This window comes from Jonesia denitrificans DSM 20603 (genome assembly GCF_000024065.1).
GTDB lineage: Bacteria > Actinomycetota > Actinomycetes > Actinomycetales > Cellulomonadaceae > Jonesia > Jonesia denitrificans.
The window spans coordinates 2,468,277-2,483,619 of sequence record NC_013174.1 but is presented as its reverse complement, the minus strand read 5'-3'; the positions used below and the strand labels follow the sequence as shown (position 1 = coordinate 2,483,619).

28 protein-coding genes are annotated in these 15,343 nt (G+C 56.5%); 1 reads left to right on the top strand and 27 read right to left on the bottom strand.

Annotated elements, in window-relative coordinates:
• Positions 1–9: 9 nt before the first annotated feature.
• The gene (locus tag JDEN_RS11630; protein ID WP_015772566.1) at positions 10–486 is read left to right on the top strand and encodes a hypothetical protein; all 477 of its coding nucleotides are present in this window, start codon (positions 10–12) and stop codon (positions 484–486) included.
• 53 nt (positions 487–539) lie between these two features.
• On the opposite strand, the gene JDEN_RS11625 is transcribed toward JDEN_RS11630, so the two are convergent.
• From JDEN_RS11625 to JDEN_RS11500, 27 genes are all read right to left on the bottom strand, one after another.
• Complete coding sequence (locus JDEN_RS11625) at positions 540–890, bottom strand: DUF5361 domain-containing protein (protein ID WP_197712995.1); 351 nt, start codon at positions 888–890, stop codon at positions 540–542.
• Between the two features lie 38 nt (positions 891–928).
• Entirely contained in the window at positions 929–1,210 is a 282-nt protein-coding gene (locus JDEN_RS11620; RefSeq protein ID WP_015772564.1) for a hypothetical protein, read from the bottom strand.
• A gap of 104 nt (positions 1,211–1,314) precedes the next feature.
• The gene (locus JDEN_RS11615; RefSeq protein WP_015772563.1) at positions 1,315–1,872 is read right to left on the bottom strand and encodes a phage tail tube protein; all 558 of its coding nucleotides are present in this window, start codon (positions 1,870–1,872) and stop codon (positions 1,315–1,317) included.
• A gap of 401 nt (positions 1,873–2,273) precedes the next feature.
• Complete coding sequence (locus tag JDEN_RS11605) at positions 2,274–2,549, bottom strand: hypothetical protein (protein ID WP_015772561.1); 276 nt, start codon at positions 2,547–2,549, stop codon at positions 2,274–2,276.
• Complete coding sequence (locus JDEN_RS11600) at positions 2,542–2,877, bottom strand: hypothetical protein (RefSeq protein WP_015772560.1); 336 nt, start codon at positions 2,875–2,877, stop codon at positions 2,542–2,544. The genes JDEN_RS11605 and JDEN_RS11600 overlap by 8 nt, the downstream gene beginning before the upstream one ends.
• Before the next feature lies 1 nt (position 2,878).
• On the bottom strand, positions 2,879–3,286 hold the full coding sequence (locus tag JDEN_RS13260) for a hypothetical protein (RefSeq protein WP_015772559.1): 408 nt from the start codon (positions 3,284–3,286) through the stop codon (positions 2,879–2,881).
• A gap of 13 nt (positions 3,287–3,299) precedes the next feature.
• The gene (locus tag JDEN_RS11590) at positions 3,300–3,479 is read right to left on the bottom strand and encodes a hypothetical protein (RefSeq protein ID WP_015772558.1); all 180 of its coding nucleotides are present in this window, start codon (positions 3,477–3,479) and stop codon (positions 3,300–3,302) included.
• Positions 3,479–4,378, bottom strand: coding sequence for a phage major capsid family protein (locus JDEN_RS11585; protein WP_015772557.1), 900 nt, complete (start codon positions 4,376–4,378; stop codon positions 3,479–3,481). Before JDEN_RS11585 ends, JDEN_RS11590 begins: the two co-directional genes overlap by 1 nt.
• A gap of 11 nt (positions 4,379–4,389) precedes the next feature.
• Positions 4,390–4,824, bottom strand: coding sequence for a hypothetical protein (locus JDEN_RS11580; protein WP_015772556.1), 435 nt, complete (start codon positions 4,822–4,824; stop codon positions 4,390–4,392).
• A 95-nt stretch (positions 4,825–4,919) separates the two neighbouring features.
• Entirely contained in the window at positions 4,920–5,669 is a 750-nt protein-coding gene (locus JDEN_RS11575) for a VG15 protein (protein WP_015772555.1), read from the bottom strand.
• Entirely contained in the window at positions 5,653–7,074 is a 1,422-nt protein-coding gene (locus JDEN_RS11570) for a phage portal protein (RefSeq protein ID WP_015772554.1), read from the bottom strand. The genes JDEN_RS11575 and JDEN_RS11570 overlap by 17 nt, the downstream gene beginning before the upstream one ends.
• Positions 7,071–8,546 (bottom strand): hypothetical protein, encoded by a 1,476-nt coding sequence (locus JDEN_RS11565; RefSeq protein WP_143713298.1) that lies wholly within the window; start codon positions 8,544–8,546, stop codon positions 7,071–7,073. Before JDEN_RS11565 ends, JDEN_RS11570 begins: the two co-directional genes overlap by 4 nt.
• Positions 8,497–8,715 carry a hypothetical protein gene (locus JDEN_RS11560; RefSeq protein WP_015772552.1) on the bottom strand — a complete coding sequence of 73 codons (219 nt, stop codon included), beginning with the start codon at positions 8,713–8,715 and terminating at the stop codon, positions 8,497–8,499. The genes JDEN_RS11565 and JDEN_RS11560 overlap by 50 nt, the downstream gene beginning before the upstream one ends.
• 157 nt (positions 8,716–8,872) lie before the next feature.
• Positions 8,873–9,190 carry an HNH endonuclease gene (locus JDEN_RS13720; protein WP_015772551.1) on the bottom strand — a complete coding sequence of 106 codons (318 nt, stop codon included), beginning with the start codon at positions 9,188–9,190 and terminating at the stop codon, positions 8,873–8,875.
• A gap of 285 nt (positions 9,191–9,475) precedes the next feature.
• A complete protein-coding gene (locus tag JDEN_RS11550; protein ID WP_015772550.1) occupies positions 9,476–9,658 on the bottom strand; it encodes a hypothetical protein in 183 nt (60 codons plus the stop codon).
• The gene (locus tag JDEN_RS11545) at positions 9,655–10,182 is read right to left on the bottom strand and encodes a hypothetical protein (protein WP_015772549.1); all 528 of its coding nucleotides are present in this window, start codon (positions 10,180–10,182) and stop codon (positions 9,655–9,657) included. Before JDEN_RS11545 ends, JDEN_RS11550 begins: the two co-directional genes overlap by 4 nt.
• Before the next feature lie 51 nt (positions 10,183–10,233).
• Positions 10,234–10,437 carry a hypothetical protein gene (locus JDEN_RS11540; RefSeq protein WP_015772548.1) on the bottom strand — a complete coding sequence of 68 codons (204 nt, stop codon included), beginning with the start codon at positions 10,435–10,437 and terminating at the stop codon, positions 10,234–10,236.
• Positions 10,434–10,598: a hypothetical protein gene (locus JDEN_RS13910; protein WP_015772547.1), complete on the bottom strand. Its 165-nt coding sequence runs from the start codon at positions 10,596–10,598 to the stop codon at positions 10,434–10,436. Before JDEN_RS13910 ends, JDEN_RS11540 begins: the two co-directional genes overlap by 4 nt.
• Positions 10,595–10,975, bottom strand: a complete 381-nt coding sequence (locus JDEN_RS11535; protein ID WP_015772424.1) for a DUF4326 domain-containing protein — start codon at positions 10,973–10,975, stop codon at positions 10,595–10,597. Before JDEN_RS11535 ends, JDEN_RS13910 begins: the two co-directional genes overlap by 4 nt.
• The gene (locus tag JDEN_RS11530; protein WP_015772423.1) at positions 10,972–11,253 is read right to left on the bottom strand and encodes a hypothetical protein; all 282 of its coding nucleotides are present in this window, start codon (positions 11,251–11,253) and stop codon (positions 10,972–10,974) included. The genes JDEN_RS11535 and JDEN_RS11530 overlap by 4 nt, the downstream gene beginning before the upstream one ends.
• Before the next feature lie 414 nt (positions 11,254–11,667).
• Positions 11,668–11,871: a hypothetical protein gene (locus JDEN_RS13545; protein WP_015772421.1), complete on the bottom strand. Its 204-nt coding sequence runs from the start codon at positions 11,869–11,871 to the stop codon at positions 11,668–11,670.
• Positions 11,868–13,151 carry a replicative DNA helicase gene (locus tag JDEN_RS11525; RefSeq protein WP_015772420.1) on the bottom strand — a complete coding sequence of 428 codons (1,284 nt, stop codon included), beginning with the start codon at positions 13,149–13,151 and terminating at the stop codon, positions 11,868–11,870. Before JDEN_RS11525 ends, JDEN_RS13545 begins: the two co-directional genes overlap by 4 nt.
• On the bottom strand, positions 13,148–13,507 hold the full coding sequence (locus JDEN_RS11520; RefSeq protein WP_015772419.1) for a hypothetical protein: 360 nt from the start codon (positions 13,505–13,507) through the stop codon (positions 13,148–13,150). The genes JDEN_RS11525 and JDEN_RS11520 overlap by 4 nt, the downstream gene beginning before the upstream one ends.
• Complete coding sequence (locus JDEN_RS11515; RefSeq protein WP_015772418.1) at positions 13,504–14,460, bottom strand: hypothetical protein; 957 nt, start codon at positions 14,458–14,460, stop codon at positions 13,504–13,506. Before JDEN_RS11515 ends, JDEN_RS11520 begins: the two co-directional genes overlap by 4 nt.
• Positions 14,450–14,701 carry a DUF2188 domain-containing protein gene (locus JDEN_RS11510; protein ID WP_015772417.1) on the bottom strand — a complete coding sequence of 84 codons (252 nt, stop codon included), beginning with the start codon at positions 14,699–14,701 and terminating at the stop codon, positions 14,450–14,452. Before JDEN_RS11510 ends, JDEN_RS11515 begins: the two co-directional genes overlap by 11 nt.
• Entirely contained in the window at positions 14,698–15,063 is a 366-nt protein-coding gene (locus tag JDEN_RS13250; protein ID WP_015772416.1) for a WhiB family transcriptional regulator, read from the bottom strand. The genes JDEN_RS11510 and JDEN_RS13250 overlap by 4 nt, the downstream gene beginning before the upstream one ends.
• Positions 15,060–15,245: a hypothetical protein gene (locus tag JDEN_RS11500; protein WP_015772415.1), complete on the bottom strand. Its 186-nt coding sequence runs from the start codon at positions 15,243–15,245 to the stop codon at positions 15,060–15,062. Before JDEN_RS11500 ends, JDEN_RS13250 begins: the two co-directional genes overlap by 4 nt.
• Positions 15,246–15,343: the final 98 nt, after the last annotated feature.

Sequence of the window (15,343 nt, the reverse complement as noted above, 5' to 3'; positions counted from 1 at the left end):
AATGGCCTCATGACTAAAAGACTTTTGCTTACCGGTTTCGTTGTCTCCGCGCTCACCCTCACGGGGTGTGCCATCCCGGACATGCCGATAAACGCTGAAGCTCAAACTGCAACAGAAACACCGGTCGAACCGGTCGAAGAAACAAAGGAGCCTGAACCGGCGGAAACCATTCAGGAAGAAAATACGCTCGCCCAGGACACAACAAACGCGGTCCTTGAAAGCAACGTCGTAAACTCATTTGATGAATTGGGGCCAACCAGCCCCGGCTACCCAATAACAGGGATTGACGCACTTAACACGACAACGATCAGGGTTAATGTGCAAGAAACCCTGACCGACGAGGATCGCACTCAAACCGCAACTTGGGTTATCAACCACGCCTGCACAACAGTTGACGCCCTATCCGTAGTCGTTATCCGTGACGCTTCCGGTGTGGACTCAAACCACTACAAAAACAAACTCGCAACGCTCCCAGCGTGCAAATAAAAACAAGGGGGTGAAAGCAAACCGCACCGGCCGCTTCCACCCCCTTTCCTGCCTCACCGTCGAGGCAACGCCAACAGACGCTTAACCTCATCCAAATCGGCTTTTTCCACACCAGAGAAACGCCCTCTATCATCCTGAGAGTCCCCAGGGCGAGGAATAGGTTTCGGGCGCTTGCGGTTCCGCTTCCCATCCTCGCTTTTCGCCCACGCAAGCCACCGCAAAGTATCAGCAATGGTCGCGAGTAAATGCTCCTGCACACCCCAAGCATTTTCAGGATGCACAGCCATCCAGGTCACCGAATCGCGAGGTAAATGCGCGGCAAGATCAGCCGCCCGCATAACCCGCAAACCTTCACCCAGATCATCCAAATCAAGCCCGTAATAGGCTTGAAAATCTGCCCGCAATTCCCCACGGTAATCACGTAGTAGAACTGCGAGCAGCGTTAGTTTGGGGCTAGAGTCTCCATGAGCTCCTTCATGAACTCCGCGACCTTAGTGACCCGCAAACGACCAGTTTTCGCGTCCCGCAGCTCGTGGCTAACCCGCTCCGCCTGATCGCCCAAAACCTTACGGAAAAGCCGCCCGATAGCCAGACCATTACCTGACGACAATTCGTCTAAGGCGTCAAGGACATCAAGGTCATCGAACACATCGGAATCCACTGAAACCTCAATGCCCATAACCTTTGCGCCTTCTTCGGGTGTTTCCTTTTTCTTCGCAGGCATGCCGCGCCCCTTCCACAAATCAATGAACTGCCGCGCAAAAAATGGTTAATGGGTGGTGTGGCGGGCGCGGCACCAAAGCCACACCACCCAAACTAAAGAACCGTTTATGGCGTGGAAACGATTTTCGCAATGTACTCGTAAACGGTGTTCCCGCTAGAGTCGGGGTAGCAGGAAAGCGTCACAGGGTAACCGATGGGTTCCCCGTCCACATAGACAATGTCCCCGACCTCAACGATTTGCCCGTTAGGAACAACAATCCTTTTGACTTTGTTCCCAGTCAGCAAAATCTCAAAGACGTACAACCGTGCAGGCAAATCCTTGTTGTTGTGAACAACAGTCAAATCACCCGAAGATTCCGTGACGTTATCAGGCCCGTAAACCTCACCCAACACCGCGGCGTTAGTTTCAATAAACGTCCACGTAAACGATTCACTGCGAGACGTGCGCACAGTGAGAACTTTGTCCCCACCCCACGCAATAATGTCTGTCGTGTCAATTTCAATTGTGTTCGTCAAACCCTCATCCGACACATACCCCAACCCCGACAAACCCGAAGGCAAAGCAGTCGTCGCGTCAGTCGGAGCCGCAACCGAAGTATCCCCAGCGAAAATACCACCAGCCGCACTAGGCTTACCCACAGAAACATTAGTCGCATCAGTCATGTCAAAATCCCTTCCAGGAAAGCAGCGCCGCGCCACTTAAACCAAAACAGGTTGAGGCTATTCACCCCTTGGTGACCATTTCCACGGTCATTTGATACCGAGGATGACCAGACTGACCATCCGGGAAGTTATACAACGCCGTGACCCTCACACGCCCCACATTCGGATGCGCAGAAAGGCCGTTAACAGCGTCGCGAACCGTCAGCGCTAATTCGCTTGCAGCATGCCTTGTCGACTCCCAACATTGCACAACGAGCAAAGGCAAATCACGATGCTCTGAATACGGGCCACCCGTGCGCTCAACCGTGGCAAACCGTGTTGGCCTATCAGCCGGGACGTCACCAAAAGCGAAACCCGCACCAAACACCGTGTTCAAATGGGAAATCACTAAACTCTCGATGTTAACCATTTCCCAAAACCTTCAATAAAGTGTTGTGCTTCAAATTATGGCGAATAGGGTAAACCCCAGCAGCGGTAACGCGGGCGTGTGCACGCACCTTCCCGGGCTTCACATCAGCCTCAAAACGACCCGCGCCAGCCGAGGCAGGATCCAGCATCGAATTAGCTGCAGCGGCCATACTCTCCGCATGGGCTAAAAGCCTCGCCTGCACACCAGCCGAATTCATCACCCTTGCAGCACCAGCGGAATTCATCTTCACCTTCACGCGACTACCCATCGACGCCCTCCAATTCCACCGGCATCCACCAACGAGTCGGCGTGTTCTCCAGCGTGTACGGTTTCGGGTCTCCCACGACAGGGCGCGGAACCTCTCCACGCACCCGTACCTCGCACCCCTTCAAAGACTGGTCAAACGTCTTCGGGAAATGCAGAGTCCAAGCAATGATTTTCCCGTCAGGGCGGATGGCCCCATCAGCATCATTCCTAGGCCCAGGCGCAACCAGAACATCCTCTACAACCTCTTCTACCCACACCACGGACGGTGACCCAAACGGGTCAACCCCGCCCGCTGTTGGGCGGCGAACCACCACCGTTTCCCCGCGCATGTCACACCTCCCACGGGTAAACAGGCGTAGGCCGGACAGGCATCATGTCCACCGTGAACGCCTTCTGACCGCCACACCCTAGAGAAAGCTTCTCCTGCTTAGTGAGGTAAAAATCGCCGTGAGGATTCAACGCCTTCCTAGTCTCCTGGTAAGGCCCAGCCCCCATCTGCATCGACTCCACGCCAACCAGCTCAGACTCGACCTCCATCGCCCGACGAACCACACTGCAGACGACACGCCGCCTAGTAGACTCAGACACCTCACCAGCAGTAGGACACACATCCAAGATGTACTGCGAAGCGTCCTCAAGCAGAACGCCAGCATGCGAGTCCCCACCAACAGGGAAGTCAGGCCAACGCAACTTCAAATCATCCACGGTGGCAAACGGGAAGGGTAAAACGTCAGCCATGACTTCCTCCTATTCACTTGCCCTTCGGTGGACGCCCACGCCGCTTCACAGGCTCAGAATCCTTCACCTGCACTGGCTCAGGCTTCTCATCATCGACCGGCACCCAGTCAGTGGAGGGAAGCCGCCGCGCCTTAGTAGACGCGACGGCCACCACAACACCACTGGCCCGGTTCTTCACCCGGACAAACCCCATCACTCCACCTCGTCAACAATCTTCGCGAACGCGTTAAGATCAGCGATGCCCCACCCGTAAACAACCTCTGCACGGAACGCGACCTGGTTGTTTCGCTGCAGGTCACCAGCACCATCAGGGTCACCATATTCAATGACCTTGAGGCCGATGTTGCGTTGAATACCCCACCGAATACCGGAGAAGTCACCGACGAACCCAAGCACGTCTGTCGCTGTGCTAGCCACGCCTACCGCACCGACGGTGTTTGACACGGACGCACGGTGCCCATCCAGCTCAGAAACAGCAGTACCCAAAGTGAAATTCGGGTAAAGCTTCTGCTCCGAGTTAGTGCCACGCAAAGTCGTGAACTTCGCGGCCATAGTCGGGTCCAAAGCCACATCACGGGGCACATAACCGTCCGCAAGCACAAGAGCATCAGCCGCGTCCAAGTTCGCGTAAGGCTTGTCCCCGGTAGCAACTTCAACCGAGTTAGTAGTGTCCGACAGCTTCTCAGCCATCGCCGCCACCGCAGTACCATCCATCGGGTTAATCCCGTGGAAAACACCGAAATCCAGAGCACGGGAAAGAGCAGGCTGGATCGCGTCCAACACCTGCCGCACCACACCCAGCTGGTGATCCTCGTCCGCCCACATGACCTCATTAGTCCAGCGAACAGTCTTTTGGAATTTAAATGGCTTCACGGTTTTCACAGTCGGGGTAACCGTCGAACCAGACTTATTCGCGCCCTCCCCAACATATTCCGCTTCACCAATGTCAAAAGTCATCGACTCCCCAGGCCCAAACTGCATCGGGATAGCACCAGAAAGCGCAGAAACAGTAGAACCGTTCGCGACCTTCCCAAGCCAAGGATCAATGAACTGAGTGGGGATAGTAATCCCAGAGGTAGTAAAAACAGCCATGAGTGAATCTCCTATTCACGCCCAAAGAGCCCGCGAACGAACTCAATTTCTTCGCCACCAGAAGTTTTTTCCGGGGCGTCTCCCGCTTTGGGCGCGACCGGCCCAGAAGGGGTAACAAAAGGCTTAAGTGTCTCTGCGTGCGCTTCGAGCTCTTCACGCGTGGAACCGCGCAGAGCAGCAGCAGGGACACCGGTAGCCTCGGCTACTTCTGCGAGGGTTTGAGCGAAAGCTTTCTCTTTCTCACCCTCAGAAATAACCGTTTCGAGGTCCTTCACCTTGCCGGTCAGGGCCTCGTTTTTCGCGGTCAATTCTTGAATAGCGGATTCCTTAGAAGCCAGCGCGTCAAAGTTCTCCTTAGCGCGCGTCTCCCATTTACGGGCTTCCGCTTTCCAATCGATTTCCTTCGCCTGTGCAGGCGTTTCCTGGTCACCGGTTTGATCGCTCATATGTTTTCCTCCCGTGCGGGACACCCCTCAAAAACGCCGTGCGGCTGTGAAAGGGGAAATGGGTATAAGAAAACCCTCCACCAGTCGGTGAAGGGCTAGTCTGTGTGTACACCGTCCGTGAACCGGTCAGGCTCCAGGCGGCGGGCAGCAGCAGTTATCTCGGTCAGATCGCCGGAACCTGCTTCTTTCCTAGCTTTCTGGTAAAGGTCGTATAGCTGGTCTGGGTCATACCCGTCGATGTGGTGGGCGGCGGCGTCCCATTCAGGGACCACCTGGCAGTCGCAATCGTCATGAAAGTCCTCACCAAAACCCCGCCCTAAATCACCAGCGGATTCTTCCGACCTGTACACGAAACCCCGAGACGCGAGCATCGTGCACCATGCGCAGGTTTTCGGGCCGGAAGGCACCCGCGCGAACCGCGGGCGGGCAGGATCGGCGGCGACGCTTCCCCGCACAGTTTCCCGCGCGGAGTAGGTGATATACCTCTGCATAGCCCCCTCAAGACGGGCAAGGACCCCGGCAGCGTCCTCCGTGAACAGCCCTCCAGCAGCCCACCGCACAGTAGCCTCAACCTGGGCAGGATCAACCGCAGCAGCAGGAACCGCAACGAACCTACCGGGCACCTGGGCGGCGCGCGTCTCCTCATACCATTCGGCAGCGGCAACAGCCGCGACGTCCCCGTACTCGCGTACCAGCACGGGGACAACCTCTAGCAGTGCGTCTCGCACGACCTCCGGCCTAGTGAAATCTAGGCCAGCTATGAGTCCGGCTAGGTCTTCCTTCGCCATGTCCACAATCGCCCTAGACGCCGACGACAGCCTGACGACATCAGCCCTCGTCGTCATCGCTGCTCACCTGACCAGACCCAACCAACGCGGCAGGGGAATCACCGCGAGCAGCCAGAACACGCTCAAGTACCGACGCGCCAGAAGATCGCCGCCACTCAGCTTGCATGCCCTCAATCTGCGTCGTCGTGAACCCAAGGCCACGCAGGGCCTCCGTCGTCTCACCGATCTTCGGCACTGCAGCCACGGCTTTCACCGTGAAATCAGCCGCAGCCTGCGGAGAGACATACCGGCATGGCGTCCACTTCACATCCAGCTTCCACATCTCAGGAGGTGGAGAAGAAAGGTTGTCCCGGAGCATCACGACATTCTGTGCGAGGCGTTTCAGCGGGTGCCGGAAAACGCGCCACTGGTACTCGGCGGTCTCAGACAAGCGCGCCTCCGAAGCCTCCATAGCCTCAGCCGAAGCTGGAGTTTCCGAGAACAAGCCAACCGACGACTGTGGCAAATCCGTCGCCGCGCAGAAATTCTGCGCAAGCTGCCTGTAATGCTCGAGGTGAGGTGACATCGTCATCTGCTGGAACTGGCCAACAGAGGGTTTCTCACCTTCCTCGTTCACGTCCAAAGCCAACAACCTAGACATGACGGCAGACCAACGATTATCGCCGGAAAACGCGCCCTCTTTCGCACCCAAAACATACCTTTGCGGGGACGCGAAAAACTCTGCCGACACCTCAGTACGAACCAACGTACGCAACGCCGCATCAGTCAAATAGCGAACCTCGCGAGTAATACGCGAATAACCAAACGGACGCGAAATCTGCGGGTCATTAATGAAAGGCTCAACCAAAACACGCCCAGTGCGATTAGGCTGACGGTCAACCTTCCACACACCCCACTCACGCCGGATATTCAACACCGCATCACGGGTGTAAAAAACCGCCTCACACGGCTGGTCATTCTCGTCAGTATCAACAATAGCCAATGCCGCACTAATCTCACGCCTGCGTTTATCCCACAACGCCGTAGTCCACTCGGCATCACGAGCCTGCAAAACCACGTCAGGCTCACCATCAACACCCCGCGTCGAAGAAATAAACGACACAGCCTGCTTATACGTCGAATTCAACGCCTGCGGAAGCTCTAAACCGAAATTATTACGCTCAAAAACTTCCCCCATATCAAACGGGTCAACCTCACCGTTCAAAGAAAAGCCCTCAAACTTATGCTTCCGAGTCAAATACTGCACAGCCTTAGCAGGCCACCCCAAAGCAGCCTGAATGTTCCTAGTCTCAGGCGGCAAAGAAATACCCAAATCCCGCAACACCCGATGCCCATCGTAATAAACACCAAGCAAAGCGTTCTTAAACCGCTTCCGAGACCACAAAGTCAACAACCGACGAAGCGTCAACACCTCATCATCAGACAGCCCAATCGCACGAACATGCGTCAATTCAAGGCTCATAGAATAGTCACCCCGCTTCCCTCACCTGATGGGCGACGCTTAGTCTCGTGGACACCCCACAACGCCAAAGTCGCAGCCTCAAACAACGCCACACCCGAATCCGTGCGCGCCATCCAACCAAAACCGCCGTCATTACCGATCTTCCGCTTACCCGCGTCCCTAACCTGCTCATCCAATTCGGGCTGCCCAGAATGCGAAACCAAACCAGAGCTAATCGACTCAGCCATCAAAGAATGCGCGGCAATAACTTGCCCAACATTCGGGGTCCAAATCACACGAGAAGGAACACCGGCATCACGCAACGCGGAAACCAAATACCCTGCACCGCCCTTGCCGTCCACAATGATCTGCGACGCGGAACGCCAACGCTCCACAAGCCAGTCAATCAGCCATTGCGTCCCCTCAGAGGGTGTAGAAAAACGGATACCCTCCACATGCGGGCACCCACGAGAAGGTTTCAAAGCCGCAGATAACCCAACCCCAGAACCATCAACAGGGAAACGAACTGCGAAAACTTTCTTGCCACTTGACGGAGGAGCTAAAACCTTCAAGCGCCCCCACTGCGTAAAGTCAACAGCAGCAGAACCCACATCAGCTGAATCCCAACGTCCTAGACGCTCACGACAAAACCCATCAGGGCTCATCGCGTTTTTCTCGTCCTCAACCGTCGTAATATTCAAACGCAAACCCAAAGCAGGGTTAGTCGCCGCCGCGTATTCACGCCAATGCTTTAAAGCCTCATCCGCGTGAGTTTCATCAGGAATGGACCATTCATCCCAGCAAAGACGCTTGTCCTTCCCTGCGACACCTTCACGGCGCACGCGAACAAAAACGTCACCCACGCTATTAGGGCCAGGCGGAGTCCCCAAATAAAACTGTTGAGGATCACCAGACGGGGCAGCAGCAATAGTTGGAAGCAACGCCTCAAGCTGTTCATCCGTGAGTTCCTGCGCCTCATCACAAAACAAATCATCAACCGTGTACCCACGACCAGAACCACGAGAACGAGCAACGAACTCACAAGACCCGCCATTGGTCAGCAGAATCGCTTCCTGGCCGTTCGTCTTCCGAATACCACCCTTGGCAAGCTCGTAAAGTTCGGGGTACTTACGCTCATTCTCAAAAAACGAGGCCAACCGCAAAAACGCTTTACGCGCTGTCTTAACCTCATGAGCAGTGTGAAGGATCTTTCGACCCTGCATAACCATCTTGTGCAACTGCGTGATCTCGACAGTGCCGTTCTTACCATTTTGGCGAGGCACAGCAACACCGCAACGACCAGCAGCCAGACGGCCATCACGACGCCGCCCCATCCAACCGCGCACAACATGCTCCTGCCAAGGGTCAGGCGTCAAACCATACCCACCAGCAAGAGCAACAGCCTCATCCGCGTCCTCAAAATCAACCGCCCTAGGATGCAAACTAATTCGCGGTTCTTGCACCCCTAAGTTCACGGCGCTTTTTGAGCTCATCGAGCACCGATCCCTTCCCTGTAGGTTCTTCCTCAGCTTCTAAAGCGGCGATCTCCGCCGACAGTGCACGCCATTGATTGAAAAGCGGTGCGCGCTTGTCCTCGTCGACCGCAAGAATCGACTCCCAAGCCAGCGCTTTCGCTTCCCTTAATTCATCAATTCGCCCCATAAAACCCTCCATAATCACAAGCCCACCCCACCCCGGCGCAACAAAAACCAGCGCGGGGGGGTATCTCGCTAAGCCTCCGGGGTGCGAAGTGTGGGTGGGGGGAGGGGGTGGCCCCTGCCTGGTTTTGTTTGTGGTTTGTTTGTGCTGGTTGGTGGTGTTACCAGTTGATTTTTGTGTGTGGTGTTTTGGGTTTGGCGGTGTGTTGGTGTTTGTTTTTTGTTTTGGTGGCGAGTTTCCCGCCGAGTTTTTGGTTGCATTGTCTGCAGATGATGCGGATGTTTTCGAGTGTGTCTTGTCCGCCGTGGGTGTGGGGGGTGATGTGGTCGGCCTCCGGTGATTTTGGGTGGAGGGGGGTGTTGTAGTTGAGGGGGGTGTTGCAGATTGGGCACCGGGTCTGGTTGTTTTGTTTTGCTTGGTGGATGGCTTGTTGGCGGAGTTTTTTCCATCGGGTGGTGCCTGTGCGGGAGGTGGTCATTGTTCCCCCCTCCGGTGTGTTGTGCTCCCTCACTCTGCGCCGTGCGTTTCCGCGCGATTGTTTGTGGCGGGTGAGGGAAGTGTGTGTGCCCGTGTGGTGGGCTGCGTGTGTGTGGTGCCCAGCCGGGTCTTGCTCCCGGGTGCCGTCTGATGGTCTGGGCTTGCCCTGTGTTTGGGCATAAAAAATGCCGCTCAGTGGCGGCTGGCGTGTGGTGGCTTCAGTGTATGAAACTGCCACTATGACAAAGGTAAGGGTTCATGCGGTGTTTGTCTAGTGCAACGCAAACTATGTGAGGGCGTGTGTCCAGATGGATGTGAGGAAGGCTGTTGTGGATAGTGCGAGGGCGATGTATCCGATTCGCGCGTAGATCTTGGTGGTATTCCAGCGGCTTGATTCTTCCGCGAGAATACTCATGATGATTGCGAGGGCGAGAAACACTACTCCGGTTAGTGCGAGCGCGAGCGTCATTTGGTGATCCTTTCTAGGGCTTGGGCGAGTGGGTATCCTGCTTGGGTTTTGGTGAGGTGTCCGCGCTTGGACCAGGTTTTGATTGTGTCCAGTGGCACTTGGTGGCCGAGCGCTGCGAGGGCGAGACGGGTTTCTTGGATGGTGGCGCAATACACTCCGGCTATTTGTTCTTGGGTGAGTGCGCGGGTTTTTTCGTGTGCTGGTAGGTGTTGGAGTGCGCCGTTGTGGATGGTGTGTGTTTCGGTTTGGTAGTCGAGGAGGGCGTCTGGGTCGAGGTCGGGTGTGTGGGTGCTGAGCCATTTGCGGGCTGCTGCTGGTGATTCCCTGTCTTCTGCCCATGCGATTGCGAGCCTGTCACATTGTTCGAGCCATGAGAGGGCGGCGAGGTTGCAGGGTGTTTTGCGGGGGTCTGGTTTCGCGCCGGGCATTCCGTCGGATGGTCGGGTGCCTTTTTCTAGGGTGGCGCGCACGTAGGGGTAAGCGTCTGAGATGGTTTGCCACATGGCTTGAAGTTCAGCGGTCATGGCTTTGCCTTTCTGGTTTTGGGTGTGAAAAACCCGCCGTGTGGGGCGGGTTTAGTTGTCGAGGTATGGGATTGTTTGGCTGGGTCTAGTGGGTGGTGGTTGCCAGCCGGCGGCGATGATTGCGTCGGCGATGGGCCATGTGTAGTCGGTGACTGGCGGGTTGTTTCTCCAGTCTGTTTCAAGGTTTTCCCTCGGGGTGTCGCAGTTGTCGTGAAAGAAGATCAGTTTGGCGAGTTGTTCGCGTGGTGTGGTCATTGGTCCTCCTGGTTGTTGTGGCGTTGGCAGTTGCGGCATTTCCCGTGGGCGAGGAAAAGGCTTGCCTGCCCGCATTGGGTGCAGTGTGCCCGGCCTTGGGGGTGAGTGCGGTTGCAGGTGCCGCATTGGATGATGGGCACACCGGTTGGCGTCGAAGTCATGATCCCTCCGTGTTGGCGAGTTCGAGTAAAACGTCTGCATGGCAGGGCTGGTCGAGTGGACACCAGCAAGCGAGGTTCTTGCCGCGTAGATCGTGCAAGTGCTTGAGCGCAGTCAAGATTTTCATGTGTGGGCCGTACCACCACCAAGCCGACTCTGGCCCGTACTTCATGTCGCATCGGAACGCTTCAACAGCCATTTCTCGGGCGCTGATAGATGACTCCGTTTCAAATAATCCGGCCAATTCATCTATCTTTTTCTGCATGATTTCGAGGGTGTATGGGTTTCCCCACTTTGAGCCGCGTCCCACGTAGATGGTGTTGTCTGGCATACGCCACCCCTTTGTGCGGCGGCGCTGGACGCGTTGTGGGATGGTCATGATTCCTCCGTGAAAAGTCGGGCATATTCCCGGAGCACACCAGGTGCGCCGACGTCTACTAGTACGTGCTCGGTCACGCGGACGTGGGTTGTTTCCCGTGCCAATCTTTCAATGGCGTCGGCGGCGTCACGTAGCGCTTTCGCTTTGACTTTCCGGTCGCGCCGGTTGATCCACCGGTCGAAGGCTTCGAGTCGTCCTTGCTTGTCCTGCTTGAAGCCTTCCCATGGGTAAGCGAAGTCTTGGCGTACTTCCTCGGTGGTTGGCGTGTAGTCGGTCATGTGGGTTCTCCTTCGAGGGCTTGGATGGTTGGGCAGGGCCATGTGTAGTCATAGATTCCCCGCGACCCACTGCCTAGTCGGTGACATTCGGCACACACGTACTCAATTTGTCGGGGTGCCCAACATCCGCACTCATGAACACCTGGCCTCCCGTCACATTCAGGGCAAGGGTCCTCGTAGCGGGGTCCGTCTCGCCACGAAAATACTGCACTAGAACGCCTGTGCAGGTTGAGTACCCTCTGGAGGGCTTCTTGTGCGTGGTCGGTCATGGTTTTCTCCTCAGTTTTCCTGCGTGAGTGCGTGTGTAGGGGTGTGCCGTGTGGTAGTGGCCCCAGAGGGCTGAGTGGGCTGTGTCGTATGCGTGTTGGGGTGGGGTTTCCCATGTGCAGATACCACACATGCGGACGAAGCTGTTCATGATGGGGGCTCTTCGATGGGTGGGGTTTGTGAGCAGTGGGCGCATAGGTCGCCCCATTTTTCTGCGATGTACCAACCGCGTGCCCGCATCTCGTCGGGGGTTGGAAGGTACTGCTGGTTGTAGGCGAAGTCGCCGCTTGCTACGCCGCATCTGTCGCAGTGCCACGCCCACACAGGGCGCTTAACGTGAGCGCGGGTCATTTCGGTTCTCCTTGGTGTGCGAGGTTGGTGAATCGTGTGTAGTGGAGCTGGGCGGCGAGGGTGATGGTGCCGGTGGGTCCGTTTCTGTGTTTCGCGACGATGTAGTCGACTTCGCCTGCGCGGGGTGATTCTGGTTGTTCTTGGTCTGGGCGGTGGAGGAGGATGATCACATCGGCGTCTTGCTCTAGGGCCCCTGTTTCGCGGAGGTCTGACATGCGCGGGGGCGTGTCAGGACTGGCGGCGTTTCGGTTGAGTTGCGCAGCCGTACACAGTGGGATGTTGAATGATTTGGCGATGATTTTCAGGGACCGCGAATACTTTTCGAGGGCTTGTCTGCGGTCTTTGTCAGCGGGGTCCATAGTCCCGATTTGGATGTAATCGAGCACGATCAGGTCAGCTTTCAGCTCGCGGACACGGGAGCGTATGTCGGCGGTTGTGCAGGACACGTCATCGATAATGTGGAGTGGCGCTTGGGCGATCCTTTCTGCGGCTGGGGTGATTTTGTCCCAGTCCGCTGGGGTGAGGGTTTTGGATTGCATGTTTTTGAAGCGCACACCGGCTTCGGCTGCGATCATGCGTCGGGTGTATTCCTGTGAGGACATTTCTAGGGAGAAGATGACGACGGTTTTCCTTTGTCGGATTGCGGCGTCCCGTGCGATGTCCGCCAAAGCGACGGATTTACCGACGGCTGGTCTAGCACCGATCACGATGTACTGCCCGCCTTGCATCGGCGCGAGAATCCGTTGTGCGTCACGATATGGCCATTGGATGCCCTGGGGTGGGGTTGGGTCCTCTAAGTCGCTGAGAACCGCTGTTACGTGATCCTGTGCGTGTGTTTTGGTTTCCTCCTCCGCTGTGTAAGCGGCGTCGAGTTCTTGCTGTGCGATTGCGGCGAGCTCGGCGGGGGTCGCGTCGGGTGCTTCCGCGAGTTGCTGCACCCTAGTGCCCATGGCTTGCAGGTTCCGGCGCACTGCGAGGTCTTTCACGTCCTTCGCATACGCCAAAGCGCTCACTGCTGGGGTGCCCATCGTCATAATGTCCGGGATCAAAGCCTGGTGGTTTTGGTGGCCGTGTTTTGCCAGCCCGGACATGACAGTGATTCCGTCGATGACACGCCCCTCAGCCTGCATGGCTTTGAGGGTTGCCCAGATGTCTTCGTGTGCTGGGGTGTGAAAGTCACGGGGGGTAAGGGCTTTCAGGATGCGGTCTTGCTCTTCTGGCCGCCCGTGCAGCACACCGCAGATGATGCCTGCTTCTGCTTCGGGGTTTGCCAGGGTCATGCCGTCACCTCCCTCAGTGTGCGTGTCCCGTCCGCGATGGCCTCCACCATCTGACGCCGCCACTTGATTTCAGCGACCGGGTCGTCCGCAAGCTCTGGCGGTGGGATCAGTTGCCCTGCCTGCCGTACACGCTCCTCACGCCACGCCTTCACGATGCGATTGATGTGCACGGGCATCAGCCACTCGCTGGAAGTCTCCCGATGAAAGTCAATCGCTTTCACCGCGTCCTCCGCCGTCATCGGCACCAGTGCAGCCGCAAACGCCTGCACCGCCTCAATCGTCGTCTTCCTGGAATCCAAAGCCGCGATCCGTGCGAAAAGCATTGCCACGACACTCTCAGGTAATTTCCCACTCATGATTCAATCTCCAATCTTGTTTCGCGCTCGTAAAGTTCCCTCGCAAGATCAATCGCGTCTTGTGAAGGATTCCGGGCATAAGAAAACCCGCCACCGTTTGGCGTGCGGGTCTGTTTGTATTCAGCCGACTTAATAAGCCATTGATTAAAAGCGGCATCCCATTTCACTTGCCTCCTGTCGTTCGCTTGTGCGTGTGCAATGAATTTCTCTTTCTCTGTATGAAGATCCACCCCTAGCTCTTGAGCCTTGACGCCGTGGGCTTCGGTGGGTGCCCACCCGGCAGGGATGGGCGTAGCCGGTGCCTTCCGTGCGCGCTTGGGTGCGGCTGTGTCGTGCCCATATGTTGTTGTTGTTATGTTGCTGTTGCTGTTGTTGTTGTAGGGCACTCCCAAACCGCTCGAGGCGTTAGGGGCTAACCTAGGGGCTAATGGGGTGGCTAAGTTAGGGTCTAACGCACACCCAAATGGGTTCCCTAACTGTTCGCTCCACGGGTCCAAAGGTTGCCGCTTCAGCACCTCCTTCACCTGCTCTCGCTCCCACGTCGGCCACGCTGGAAACTCTTCTGCAAGGCGATTTAATTCGTGGACAATAATGCCCCGAATAGTATTTGAAGCGACTTCTCCATAAGCCAGCATCGCGGACACGCACAGTTTATTGTGGGCCATTACCCCGTCGTGGCGGAGAAACGATTTCACAAGTACTTCTTCAGTGTCCTCGTCAATGATTAGCAACCGTCGATCCATGAGGATTGCAGCGGCTTCTTCTAAGGCTTGCATTTCCCACCCGGCAGACCGGGGGAGCAATCTTTTGGGTCGCCAGTCGGTGACGCCGCAGTAGGAGAGTTTCGGGTCTGTGAGGATCACGAAGTACAGGTGTTGTGCGTGGGGTGGCAGTGCCCGGAAGTCGTCGTCTTGCCAGATCCCGGCTTTCACTTTCGCGTATTCACGCGCCACTTACCTCACCTCCTGATTCATTGCGGTTGTGGGCGTGTTTTTGTGCCCAGGTGATTGCTTCAGCGCGCGTGTCGAAGGCGTGGATTTCGTAGCCTTTGGAGCTGACCGCCCACAGTGAAGATTTGCGGGCTTTGAATATCGTGAGGACGTGGGGGCGGGCGATCTCGTACTGAAGGCGTCCCAAGCCGCCCCAGATTTTGGGTGGTTTTGGTCGTCCGTGTTTTTGTTGGAAGGTGGTCATTTCGTTTTCCTTTTTGGGTTCAGGGCGTAGTCGAGGGCCGCTTTTGTGCAGCCGAGTTGCTGGGCGATTTGCTTACGGGGGATGCCTTGTGCTGCGAGGTCGCGGGCGTATTCGTGGTCGAAGGATGGTGTTAGACCCCGTTTTTTGGGTGTCCGTGGTGTGCTGGAGTCTGAGTAGTATTGGCCGGCCCATATGCCGTAGCGGTGGTTTTCTTGTTTGCGGAGGTCGGCGCATTGTTTGATGACGGGGCATGTGCCGCAGAGATTCATTGCCGCCTGGAGTTCTTTCGGGTCTGGTGAGAAGAAGAGTTCGGGGTCTGTTTGTGCGCAGATCGCGTCTGTCTGCCAGTCGTAGGCGGTCATGAGAGTCCTAGGGTTTTGAGGATTTGTAGGCGGGCGGTGGCGGGTGCGTGCCGGTGCACGCACGCTGCGGCGAGGCGTAGTTCTTCGGGCGTGTTTCGGGTGCGGGGGATGTCGGTGAGCATCGTGTCTACTGCTGCGGGTTGCGTTGCGTGGTGTGCCCAGGATTCACGGTTGCGGGTCATTGGGGGTTCTCCTTATCTGGTATCGGTTTTTCCGGATGCGCTCCGGGGATCGGGTTTTCTGGATACGCCAAGCACCCCCAAAAAGTGGGGGTGCAAGA

Bases quoted from the DNA above. Each gene is read 5' to 3' on its own strand.
- JDEN_RS11630 (WP_015772566.1), top strand. From the start codon at position 10: ATGACTAAAAGACTTTTGCTTACCGGTTTCGTTGTCTCCGCGCTCACC.
- JDEN_RS11620 (WP_015772564.1), bottom strand. From the start codon at position 1,210: ATGCCTGCGAAGAAAAAGGAAACACCCGAAGAAGGCGCAAAGGTTATG.
- JDEN_RS11615 (WP_015772563.1), bottom strand. From the start codon at position 1,872: ATGACTGATGCGACTAATGTTTCTGTGGGTAAGCCTAGTGCGGCTGGT.
- JDEN_RS11605 (WP_015772561.1), bottom strand. From the start codon at position 2,549: ATGGGTAGTCGCGTGAAGGTGAAGATGAATTCCGCTGGTGCTGCAAGG.
- JDEN_RS11600 (WP_015772560.1), bottom strand. From the start codon at position 2,877: ATGCGCGGGGAAACGGTGGTGGTTCGCCGCCCAACAGCGGGCGGGGTT.
- JDEN_RS13260 (WP_015772559.1), bottom strand. From the start codon at position 3,286: ATGGCTGACGTTTTACCCTTCCCGTTTGCCACCGTGGATGATTTGAAG.
- JDEN_RS11590 (WP_015772558.1), bottom strand. From the start codon at position 3,479: ATGGGGTTTGTCCGGGTGAAGAACCGGGCCAGTGGTGTTGTGGTGGCC.
- JDEN_RS11585 (WP_015772557.1), bottom strand. From the start codon at position 4,378: ATGGCTGTTTTTACTACCTCTGGGATTACTATCCCCACTCAGTTCATT.
- JDEN_RS11580 (WP_015772556.1), bottom strand. From the start codon at position 4,824: ATGAGCGATCAAACCGGTGACCAGGAAACGCCTGCACAGGCGAAGGAA.
- JDEN_RS11575 (WP_015772555.1), bottom strand. From the start codon at position 5,669: ATGACGACGAGGGCTGATGTCGTCAGGCTGTCGTCGGCGTCTAGGGCG.
- JDEN_RS11570 (WP_015772554.1), bottom strand. From the start codon at position 7,074: ATGAGCCTTGAATTGACGCATGTTCGTGCGATTGGGCTGTCTGATGAT.
- JDEN_RS11565 (WP_143713298.1), bottom strand. From the start codon at position 8,546: ATGAGCTCAAAAAGCGCCGTGAACTTAGGGGTGCAAGAACCGCGAATT.
- JDEN_RS11560 (WP_015772552.1), bottom strand. From the start codon at position 8,715: ATGGGGCGAATTGATGAATTAAGGGAAGCGAAAGCGCTGGCTTGGGAG.
- JDEN_RS13720 (WP_015772551.1), bottom strand. From the start codon at position 9,190: ATGACCACCTCCCGCACAGGCACCACCCGATGGAAAAAACTCCGCCAA.
- JDEN_RS11550 (WP_015772550.1), bottom strand. From the start codon at position 9,658: ATGACGCTCGCGCTCGCACTAACCGGAGTAGTGTTTCTCGCCCTCGCA.
- JDEN_RS11545 (WP_015772549.1), bottom strand. From the start codon at position 10,182: ATGACCGCTGAACTTCAAGCCATGTGGCAAACCATCTCAGACGCTTAC.
- JDEN_RS11540 (WP_015772548.1), bottom strand. From the start codon at position 10,437: ATGACCACACCACGCGAACAACTCGCCAAACTGATCTTCTTTCACGAC.
- JDEN_RS13910 (WP_015772547.1), bottom strand. From the start codon at position 10,598: ATGACTTCGACGCCAACCGGTGTGCCCATCATCCAATGCGGCACCTGC.
- JDEN_RS11535 (WP_015772424.1), bottom strand. From the start codon at position 10,975: ATGACCATCCCACAACGCGTCCAGCGCCGCCGCACAAAGGGGTGGCGT.
- JDEN_RS11530 (WP_015772423.1), bottom strand. From the start codon at position 11,253: ATGACCGACTACACGCCAACCACCGAGGAAGTACGCCAAGACTTCGCT.
- JDEN_RS13545 (WP_015772421.1), bottom strand. From the start codon at position 11,871: ATGACCCGCGCTCACGTTAAGCGCCCTGTGTGGGCGTGGCACTGCGAC.
- JDEN_RS11525 (WP_015772420.1), bottom strand. From the start codon at position 13,151: ATGACCCTGGCAAACCCCGAAGCAGAAGCAGGCATCATCTGCGGTGTG.
- JDEN_RS11520 (WP_015772419.1), bottom strand. From the start codon at position 13,507: ATGAGTGGGAAATTACCTGAGAGTGTCGTGGCAATGCTTTTCGCACGG.
- JDEN_RS11510 (WP_015772417.1), bottom strand. From the start codon at position 14,701: ATGACCACCTTCCAACAAAAACACGGACGACCAAAACCACCCAAAATC.
- JDEN_RS13250 (WP_015772416.1), bottom strand. From the start codon at position 15,063: ATGACCGCCTACGACTGGCAGACAGACGCGATCTGCGCACAAACAGAC.
- JDEN_RS11500 (WP_015772415.1), bottom strand. From the start codon at position 15,245: ATGACCCGCAACCGTGAATCCTGGGCACACCACGCAACGCAACCCGCA.